Origin of the sequence: Streptomyces sp. NBC_00390 (assembly GCF_036057275.1) — a bacterium.
GTDB lineage: Bacteria > Actinomycetota > Actinomycetes > Streptomycetales > Streptomycetaceae > Streptomyces.
The window spans coordinates 68,990-77,821 of record NZ_CP107945.1; the positions used below are offsets into that span (position 1 = coordinate 68,990).

The following is an 8,832-nucleotide window of genomic DNA, read 5'->3' on the forward strand; positions in this document are numbered from 1 at the left end:
TTGCCTCAACTGGTTTGGAGGGCCGATCGGCTGGGCCGACGCAGGGCCGCTACTTCGTCGGGGTGGGCGACGAAGATCTGGTCGTCGTTGATGTAGTTGTAGAAGAGGCCACCGATGCTGCGGTATTCGTCCCAGAAGAACTTGCGGGCTTGGGCAAGTGCCTCTCCGGCCGCGGTCGGTGCGCCGTTGCGGGGCCGGGTGTAGAGGAAGTGGAAGAAGACGCAGGCGAAGCGGGCGGCGAATGCGGTGGGCACTTTGCTTTCGGTGCCGATGTAGGCGCGGCAGCCGCGTTCGAGGAACTTGTTCTGCAGTTCGTTGCTGTAGGTGTGGTGCGCTGCGGACGTCTCGCACGCGTTCAGGAAGACGAGTGGACGGTCGTCGAGGTCCGCGTCGCCCATGTCTGCCAGATTGAGGACGTCGCAGGGGTCGTTGGTACTGCCGAATCGCAGGGAGGGCCTGTTGCCGGCTCCGGTTGCGGCCTGGCAGAAGACATAGATGAGCTCAACGGGTGCGGGATCGATGAGGAACCGTGACAGCTCCTCCTTGCGGCGTTCCATCTGGGTGGGAAGGATCCGCGGTCGCCAGTTCGCGAGCTCGAGGGCGTGCTCCTGTGCTGTTTGCTGGGTTGCGTCGTTGGGCAGTCCGCCCCAGTACATGAGGTGAGCTCGGGCTGCGTCCTCATCGATAGCTCGGGGGCCGCTCATCGGGTGCGGCACGTGGGTGATCCTCAGGCGTAGGCCGAGGAAGTCGTGTGGCTCGACCGGCTGTCCTGCGCTGGGCGGAATGCCGCGGTAGAGCAGTGACCAGGGAACGTGCTGGGGTGTGCAGTCTTTCCAGTGGATGCGCAGCCGGTCGCCGGGGGCGAGTTCGCTGACCAGCGACTCCAGGTCGCTCTTCCGGGGGAACATGGAGTGGAAGAGCTGGCGGCCGGCGTGGGCTAGGTCCTGCATTTCGACGCTGCATGCGTCCTCGGCCCAGGCATGTTCGTCCTCATCGGATGCGCGAGGAAACTCGGCCCAGTTGGTGCGTGGCTGGAAGGCCTTGAGCCGGGCGGCGATGTCCGAGGCGGAGATGGTGTTGCAGCGATCGGCCCGTTCCTGCCGGTACCTCTCGAGAGCCTCTTGGACTTCGCGGACCCGCTGTTCGGCTACGGGCTGAGGTGTCCAGTCGGTCGTCCCGGAACGCCATTCGTGGGGTGCGCCGTCGACCTCCATCTTCCACCACGCTCGTGGTGGGGTGACGAACAGTGAGAGAGTGCTGCCCGCTCGCTGCCACTGGTGTGGGATATGAAGGGCGGTTTCGCGGGCAGGTCTGCCGTGGCGTGTCTGTACGTGGACCAGGCCCCGGTGACGCTGGTGCGGCCGTAACGCTTTGTGGACTTGGCCGGTGGAAAATGCGGCGTCCTGAAGGACGGCCGGCGGCGTGGAGGGGCGGGGAGCCGGGAGGTCGGCTGCCTGGTCCTGGGCGTTTTGGATGTCGGGCTCGGTGGGGAGGTCCCCGTCGGGAGGGTTCGATCCCGCAGGGGCCTCCTCGACTGGGAACTCGATGGTCAGGTCGCGGTAGGGGTCGCTGTCTACCAGGACTTGCACATCGATGCGTGCGGTGCCGGGAGTTCGCGGTGTGATGTTGACCAGGCGTTCCTCGGATTCGCCGTGCGGTGGGATCAGGAGGTCGAACTCGACCATCCACTGCTGGGCGTCGCCTGCGGCCGTGATGCCGGTGCTTGCTCGCGCATCGGCGGTGTCGGGAAGAGTGAGTTCGCTGGTGGTGGACCATACAAGCCAGTGCGTGAGGAGTCCGGAGTCGGGGATGTCGTCGGGCGGGATGATGCGCTGGCCGGGCTCGCCCGCGCTCAGGTTGTCCGGGTGGTCGGGGCCGACCTGGAAGCAGCCGGTGTAACTCCGCCCCGTGCGCAGCGGTTCGTCGTCCGGTGGGGTGTCGGTGAACCAGAAGTTGATGTGCTGGGCGTCGACCGCGTCGAGGTCGTCGAGGGAGAGCTCTGGCTGCGGGCCGGCGTCGCCCTGGTAGGCGTGTTCGCCGGGGTCGGATACGGCCTGTTCGGGCCAGTCGTCGTCCTCGAAGGAGCCCGCAGGTCCCGGGGGCTTCCCGGGGGGTTCGTCACCGCTGCCGCCGCTGTGCGGCACGGCGGGGGCTCCGGATCCGGGTTCGGGTGTCTCGTTCCCCGGCGTGAGAGCGTTACTAGGGCCGCGCTGGGCGTGCATGGCCAGGGTGAGGTTCTCCAGCTGTGTCAAAAAGTCGTCCGCGCCAGCGACAACGGCCAGATCTGTGGGCGCTGCCGGTGACGGTTCGCGTAGGACGCCTGGCAGGAGGGCGGCCTGCTGCTGTGCCTTGCGCAGTCCTTGGCGGTCGCCGGCCTGGTCGAAGCGTTGCATGGCCTCTTCGAGAGTGGTCCGGGCTTCGTCGAAACGGCCGTCCAGCCTGAGGGCAAGGTGCAATGTGTAGAGAGCTCGTGCCGTGCCGAGATCCCATCTGTCGTCACGGCTGGTCCGGGCGGCATGATCGAGCTCCGTCACAGCGCGTTCGAGGTCGCTGCCTCCGATGGCCAGCAGTCCGGACAGGTGGGTGAACAGGGCCTCGGCGCGCGTGTCCCCGCGGCTGGTGACTCTGTGGTGGCTCGCCTGGATGAGGGCGTGCGCCGTGCGCAGGCCATCGTCGCCTTCGCGGAGCAGGTAGGCGGTCACGATGGTGGCGAGGTCGGCCACGGCTTCAGGGTGGTCTGCGCTGTATTGGGTGCAGGCGGCGAGGTTGTCCAGCTCGGATGCGAGCCAGGCTGCGGCCTGAGACGGTCCGTTCATGGCCGGTGCGGACTCGGGAAGCTGGATCTGCAGTTCTGCCAAGTCCTGGTGGGTCTCGAGCAGGTAGGCGGCTACGGCCGTGCGCCGGTAGTAGTCGACCAGTCGCCGCCGTGGCTCCTCTTCCGTTTCCGCGTCGTGCAGTTCGTCTGCTGATGCGGCGCTGAGGTAGGAGGTGAGGAGCACATGCATGCGGAAGCGTCCCGGGGAGACCTCCGTGAGAAGGCTGTGTCTGTAGAGGGAGTCGAGGCACGTGCCGGCGTACTCCACGGTCGTTCCGGTCAGTACGGCGGCTGCTCGTTTTTCCAGCTCCGGCCCTGGATGCATGCACAGGTGACGCAGGAATCTCTGCTCGGTGGCCTCGAGGCTGTGCACGGAGGTGCTGAGCGCACTGGTGAGAGATGCCTGACCGCTGGCCAGCCGGGTGATGCGGCGTGTGGTGTGGGACAGTTCGTCCACGAGGTGGGGGACCTGCCAGGTGGGGTGCGCGAGCAGGACGCCGGCCGCGAGTACCAGGGCGAGCGGCAGGTTGCCGCACAGGCGGGCAATCTCGCGCGTGCCGTCCGCTTCTCCCTCGAACCCGCGGTGTCTGAGCAGGCGGTCGAAGAGCTGTGCCGATGTCTCGGGAGGCAGGACATCGACGGGTACCGCTTTGGTCACCTCTGCGGCGTCGAGCCGAAGGCGGCTCGTCACCACGGTCAGGCACCCTGTGTAGCCGGGAAGCAGCGGCTCGACCTGGCCGAAGTCGGCGGCGTCATCGAGGATGATCAGCACGCGTTTGGACGACAGCCAGCTGCGCCACAGTCCGGCGCGGCCGTGCACACTCTCCGGCTGCACCTCCGAAGGAATGCCTGCAGCCGTCAGCAAGGAGCCCAGGAGCTGGAAGGGAACGGCCGGGCTGTCGCCGGGATCGTGGCCGCGCAGGTTGATGAACACCTGGCCGTCGGGAAACTTTTCGGCCAGTTGGTGGGCCGCGCGGACGGCCAGAGCGGTTTTCCCGGCGCCCGGCATGCCGTGCAGCAGGTACACAGGCGAGGTCTCGGCGGCTTCCGCCACGTGGAGTAACTCGCGCATCTCCGCATCCCGGCCGGTGAACGTCGGCACGGCACGAGGCAGCATCCGCGCGGCGCCACCTAACCGGTCGAGTACGGAATGGGCCGGCACCAAAGCGCTGGAGGACGGGACGACCGGAAGGGTGCGGCCGTACGCGGGATTGACTGCAATCTGCTGGACTTGCTGCACGGCGGGAACACTGTGAAAGATCCACGGCTGGTGCAGCAGTGGCGAATGCGGGGACTCACCGCCCGGGGATAACGCCAGCAGTTCACCGAGGAGGTGTTGCAGGTGGTGGTCCGCCAAGGAGTCATCACCCATGAGATCCTGCAGGCGCCGCTGCAAGGTGACGGTCAACTCGTACTCGACCCGGGCATCACTGTCGCCCTGAGCGGCCAGCATCAGCTCGCGTGCCTCTTCGAGCTGAGCAGAGACACCGTCAGCCTGTTCGGGATGCGTGTTGCGGAACAACTGCACCATCCGGTCCCGCACATGCTGCCAGGCGTCGGTGGTCAGCGCTTCCACGATCGATGCTGATGTTGCCGCCAAGACAGCTGGATCCATCACGCCCCCGCCCCCTCGTTCGCCCTCCCCTACTGTACGAGCGGCAGTGGCCGGCGGGGCTGATTTCGACAGGTCATCTACACGCATGACGCGGGACACGTTCGCTTTCGGCTCACCCCTTGCGCGTCCAGGAGCACGGCACAGGGGTACTGGGATTTCGTTCATCGGTCACTGCACAAGGAATCGAGCCGCCCTCAAGGCACCCGGCTCAATTCAGGCACCAGGGGGCCGGATCTTCCGCGCAATCCGCCTCTCTCGGCGGGCGGACCGCACGCCGCGGGCTCTTGCCCCCTACCGGCAGCCCGCTCGCGGGGCCGGGCCGGGCCATGCGCGCCATCACCGCACCCCACAGCGCTGACCTGTGCGGTGGAGTACGAAGTGAAGACACAAGGATTCCTGTTCGAACTGCGATGGAAAGGCCGCCCGGTCGAGCAACGCCAGGCTATCGACGATCACCCACCCGCCCTGCCCTGTGTTACCGAACCGCGACACACAGTGGCGAAATGCCAACCGGACGGCACAGCGAGCCAACGAAGGGGCAGACAGCAGGACGCTACTGAACTTGAACTCGTGATGCCGGTCGGATCGTGGTGTCGTGCGGCTCGGAGACCGCTGGACGCTGACCGTTCGGGATCAGGAGCGTGTCAGCAGCCAGTGACGCGCGGCGGCCAGTGTCACCTCGATGTCGTCGCTCCATGAACAGACTTCCAGCCACGACAGGTAGCCGCCCTGCGTGAAGACCAGGACCTCACCGGGGCACTCGCCAGCCTCGGTGACGAGCTGCGCTTCGGCCGCCACGACAGTGCTGGGGCCGGTGCGCGCAGGTCCCACCTTGCTGGTGTCGAGGTCGAAGTAGGCGGTGCCGCACCCGCATGTGCAGCGTGCTCGCACGCTGAGGTGCGGAACCTGCCTTCGGAGCACGACATGAACCGGATCGTCCGTGCCCAGGATGGCCTCGAGCACCTCGGCTACGTCGCTGGGCAAGCTTTCCCTCACGGCGCCACGGTATCTGACCTGCGGCATCGGACCATGACCGGATCACGGTCCGCGGTCGAGCGACCATCCGTCCAGGGCCAAGGCAAGTGCCTGTCAGGGAGTCGTCGATCACTCTTGGTCGGTACTGCAGCATCTTGAGCCTGGGCCTAGAGTCGCGGCATGGGTGGGGATGCGAATGCGGGGAGAACCCGGCCGTGCCGGTGGTGCGATCGACCGATCACACAGCGAAGCTGGTCGCGGCCACGGCGTTTCTGCAGCCGTCACCACCGTTGGAACTACTGGCGACTGTCGTCCATCGTCCGTGTGCTGGACAGCCTCTGAAGGAAGGCACCGATGAGCGCCTTGGACCTGCTGGTGAAGCAGCACGCGGCGCCAGTACTGAAAGCAGCTGGGTTCAAGAAGGCCGGCCGTACCTTCCGCCTGATCGCAGGCAATGGCGATCAAGCGATTCTCGGGTTCGCCCGTCACTACGTAGCCCCCGATGCCGTCGTCTTCGAGGTCGGCTACGGCATCGTGCCGGCGCCGTACTGGGAGTGGCTCGACCGGCACCAGTGACGTGCGACCTCCCGTCGCTTCGGCGCGGCGGTGCTGACCGGCAGGGTGCTTCCACCACCCCACACAGCACACGCTCCCGACGAGGGGATGCCGTTCCGCGCAGCCCTGCGCGAGGACAAGAGACTCATCTGCGGCGCGGCGCTGGCGAGGGTCCTGCACGAGGAGGCCGTCCCGCAGATGGTCCGCCTTCTTGACCGGGCGAATCTCCTGCAGGAGTGCCGCCGCCCGGCCCTGCCGGTCGTGCGGCGCGTGCCGCTCACAAGAGTAGAGATCCTCCTTCGGATCGACGACGCTCCGAGCGAGGAGATCGAGTCCCTGCTGGCAGGCGTGCAGCTGGCAGGCCCCGGCGACAACTTCATCGCCCGGACGCGCCAACGACTCGTAGCACGAAACGGCAAACACCACGAGACAGCAGCCAGTTGACGAGGCAGCCGAGCTGCAGGTAGCCGCGCCAGACCGGTCGAAGCACTTGCCGCCCTTTTTCTGCCCCAGGGCCAGCATCCACGCTGGCCCTGGGGGCTCGAGTCGAGCGTGGCGGTGCAGGCGGCGCCGCACCGCATGCACCGAGACGGCCACGGTGTGTACGCCACGCCCGTGCCCCCTCCGTCCCACACAACCGCGTCGCCTTCACACCCTCACCGCCAGCCGCCAAAGGTCGTCAGCCCGAACCACCGACCGCTGGAGCAAGCACCAGCAGCCTAGCCGTCAGAGAGTGAGCCCCCGCCCACGGCTACGACGTACCCGACCACGGACGCATCCCAGCCCACAGCATCCAGGCATGGCAACGAGCCCAATAGGCGACCACGGAGCCGGTCACCAGCACTGGGCGCCAGGAAGACCTCTTCCTCCCACGCTTCCGATGAAGAACCGTGTCCCCTGGCAGGGCTCGGCCGTGGAGGAAGCTCACGGCCCCAGACGGATTCGCGCGGGCTGGCGAGGTGAGGCATACGCGCCCGGTGTGCCTTCAATGTCTGGCCGACGGTGATCCCTTGCATCGAACTCGGCACACGTCGCCACGACCTCGCCAACACCTACCGGGACTGGCTCAAGCCCGCTCGACCACCATCAGCGGAGCGGTACTCAGTCCTTCCACGTCAGAACCGCCAGCCCACGCCGACTGGCAATGCCGTAGAAGCCCTGCAGCAAAGCAAAGTGCTCGACGAGATACTCTCGTGGGTGCCCGTCAAAACCTCGGAATCCGCACGCCTCGGCCGCCGCAAACCGGTCCTCCGGCAGGCTCCGCAGCAGCTCGTCCACGTCCATGGCCGCAAGGTCGCGGGCCACTTCGGCCACGGCTGCAGGAGCGAGGACTGCGGGAGGGGAGTCGAAACCGTCGTACACCTCGGGGTGATCAAGAAATCCGACATCGCCACCCTGGTCCCCCGTGATACTGCGCCGAAGAACCCGGATGCGCTGCCCCTCAACCTGCATGCGCTGGCAGAACCAGATCAAGCCCCAGATCGCCCAGTCGAGATCCAGAGTGTCCTCAGCAGGCGGGTCCCAATCCGGGTTGCCGTCCGAAGACCTCGCCGCCGCTGCGCGGCACTGAACCAAGTACTGCGGGCTCACCCGCGCGAGTTGCTGCGTCAGCGCCATACGACGAGTATCGCGGAGTGTCGCCAGGCAAAAGCGACTGCCCTTGCCTCACCGGCGACTTATCCCCACATGCCGGCGCCGATCGAGGTGACGACTTCAACCCATTCGCTGTGCTCATCTGCGAAGGGAAGGGCATCTCGCGATGAGATGGTGCGCTTCAGGTTGTCGAGCTCCTCTTGGAGATTCTCCAGTGTCTCCTCGTCGTCCTCGTAGTCCTCAGGAAGCGCATTGGTGAGCTCGGTCAGCGCCGCGATCGTCTTCACGAGGGAGGAGATGTCGCCGTGCAGTGGGATCGGGCGCATGATGCCCTCGGCGAGTTGGTGAACTTTCCCGGTGCGTGTGTCCAGGACGATCGTGCTGATCTCGAAGTTGCCGAGGAGGATCCAGTCGGTGGCGGACTCTGAGCCCTTTCCAACCTCAGGTTGAGGCGTGGTGAAGGACGACGACGGCCTTCACGATGTTGGTGATCCGGTTGGTGCTGCAGCGGAGCTTGCGTAGCAGGCGCCAGCCCTTCAGGACAGCCATGGCCTGCTCGCCGAGGCACCGGATTTTGGCGTGGGTGCTGTTGTGCCGTCGCTTCCAGCGCTTGAGCCGGCGGCCCCCGGAAAGGTACGCGGACATGGCGGCCGGCCCCTTGGTACGCCTTGTCCGCCCAGCACTTCAGCCCTGCCGTTGCGAGCGCGTCGATGATGCCGTGTTCGCGCGCGGCGGTCAGGTCGTGGGTGGAGCCGGGCAGGGCCGCGGAAGCCCACAGCAGTCGGCCGAACGGATCCGTTATGACCTGGACGTTCATGCCGTGGCGCTTGTGTTTTCCGGAGTAGTACGGGGTGTCGGCGGCGATCCGGTCGATGGGCAGGAGGGTGCCGTCCAGGATCACGTACGCCTTCGTCCGGACGCTCGTCATTGCCTCGGCCAGGGTCTGCGCCTGGGCGGCCAGCACTTCGACGGCCTCTCGTATGTAGCGGTAGACGGTCGCGATGCCGATCTCGAACCCTGCGGCGAGTTGGGCGTACGTGTCGCCGCATCGCAGGTGGGCCAGGGCGAGCAGGGCCTGACGGCCGACGGGCAGACGCCGCCATCGCGTGCCGATCTCCCGCCGGTGAGCGGCCAGTTGCCTCGTCAGGTGCCGCAGCGTGCGGCTGGACAGATCGATCGACGACGGGTAGACAAGCACGCGAAGCTCCTGGCGGACACGGGTGATCTTGGTCGAGAACCCGTCTACCAGGAGCTTCGTCGTTCCGTACAACCCATGCCC

6 protein-coding genes and 1 pseudogene are annotated in these 8,832 nt (G+C 66.7%); 2 read left to right on the top strand and 5 right to left on the bottom strand.

The genetic code is table 11. The features are described from left to right. Positions 1-5 precede the first annotated feature (5 nt). Positions 6-4,415 carry an NB-ARC domain-containing protein gene (locus OHS70_RS00275; protein ID WP_328392361.1) on the bottom strand — a complete coding sequence of 1,470 codons (4,410 nt, stop codon included), beginning with the start codon at positions 4,413-4,415 and terminating at the stop codon, positions 6-8. Between the two features lie 648 nt (positions 4,416-5,063). Then, positions 5,064-5,426 (bottom strand): hypothetical protein, encoded by a 363-nt coding sequence (locus tag OHS70_RS00280; protein WP_328392363.1) that lies wholly within the window; start codon positions 5,424-5,426, stop codon positions 5,064-5,066. A gap of 333 nt (positions 5,427-5,759) precedes the next feature. Between OHS70_RS00280 and OHS70_RS00285 the strand changes: the two genes are divergently transcribed. Further along, positions 5,760-5,981 carry a DUF4304 domain-containing protein gene (locus OHS70_RS00285; RefSeq protein ID WP_328392365.1) on the top strand — a complete coding sequence of 74 codons (222 nt, stop codon included), beginning with the start codon at positions 5,760-5,762 and terminating at the stop codon, positions 5,979-5,981. A gap of 87 nt (positions 5,982-6,068) precedes the next feature. After that, on the top strand, positions 6,069-6,404 hold the full coding sequence (locus tag OHS70_RS00290; protein WP_328392367.1) for a hypothetical protein: 336 nt from the start codon (positions 6,069-6,071) through the stop codon (positions 6,402-6,404). Between the two features lie 657 nt (positions 6,405-7,061). On the opposite strand, the gene OHS70_RS00295 is transcribed toward OHS70_RS00290, so the two are convergent. From OHS70_RS00295 to OHS70_RS00305, 3 genes and pseudogenes are all read right to left on the bottom strand, one after another. Then, positions 7,062-7,577: a DUF1877 family protein gene (locus OHS70_RS00295; RefSeq protein WP_328392369.1), complete on the bottom strand. Its 516-nt coding sequence runs from the start codon at positions 7,575-7,577 to the stop codon at positions 7,062-7,064. A 59-nt stretch (positions 7,578-7,636) separates the two neighbouring features. Continuing rightward, positions 7,637-7,960: an SUKH-4 family immunity protein gene (locus tag OHS70_RS00300; RefSeq protein WP_328405333.1), complete on the bottom strand. Its 324-nt coding sequence runs from the start codon at positions 7,958-7,960 to the stop codon at positions 7,637-7,639. 34 nt (positions 7,961-7,994) lie between these two features. Next, positions 7,995-8,751, bottom strand: a pseudogene (locus OHS70_RS00305) (transposase family protein). Between the last annotated feature and the right edge of the window lie 81 nt (positions 8,752-8,832).

Coding starts and splice junctions, on each gene's coding strand:
- OHS70_RS00285 (WP_328392365.1), top strand. CDS start 5,760: ATGAGCGCCTTGGACCTGCTGGTGAAGCAGCACGCGGCGCCAGTACTG.
- OHS70_RS00290 (WP_328392367.1), top strand. CDS start 6,069: ATGCCGTTCCGCGCAGCCCTGCGCGAGGACAAGAGACTCATCTGCGGC.
- OHS70_RS00295 (WP_328392369.1), bottom strand. CDS start 7,577: ATGGCGCTGACGCAGCAACTCGCGCGGGTGAGCCCGCAGTACTTGGTT.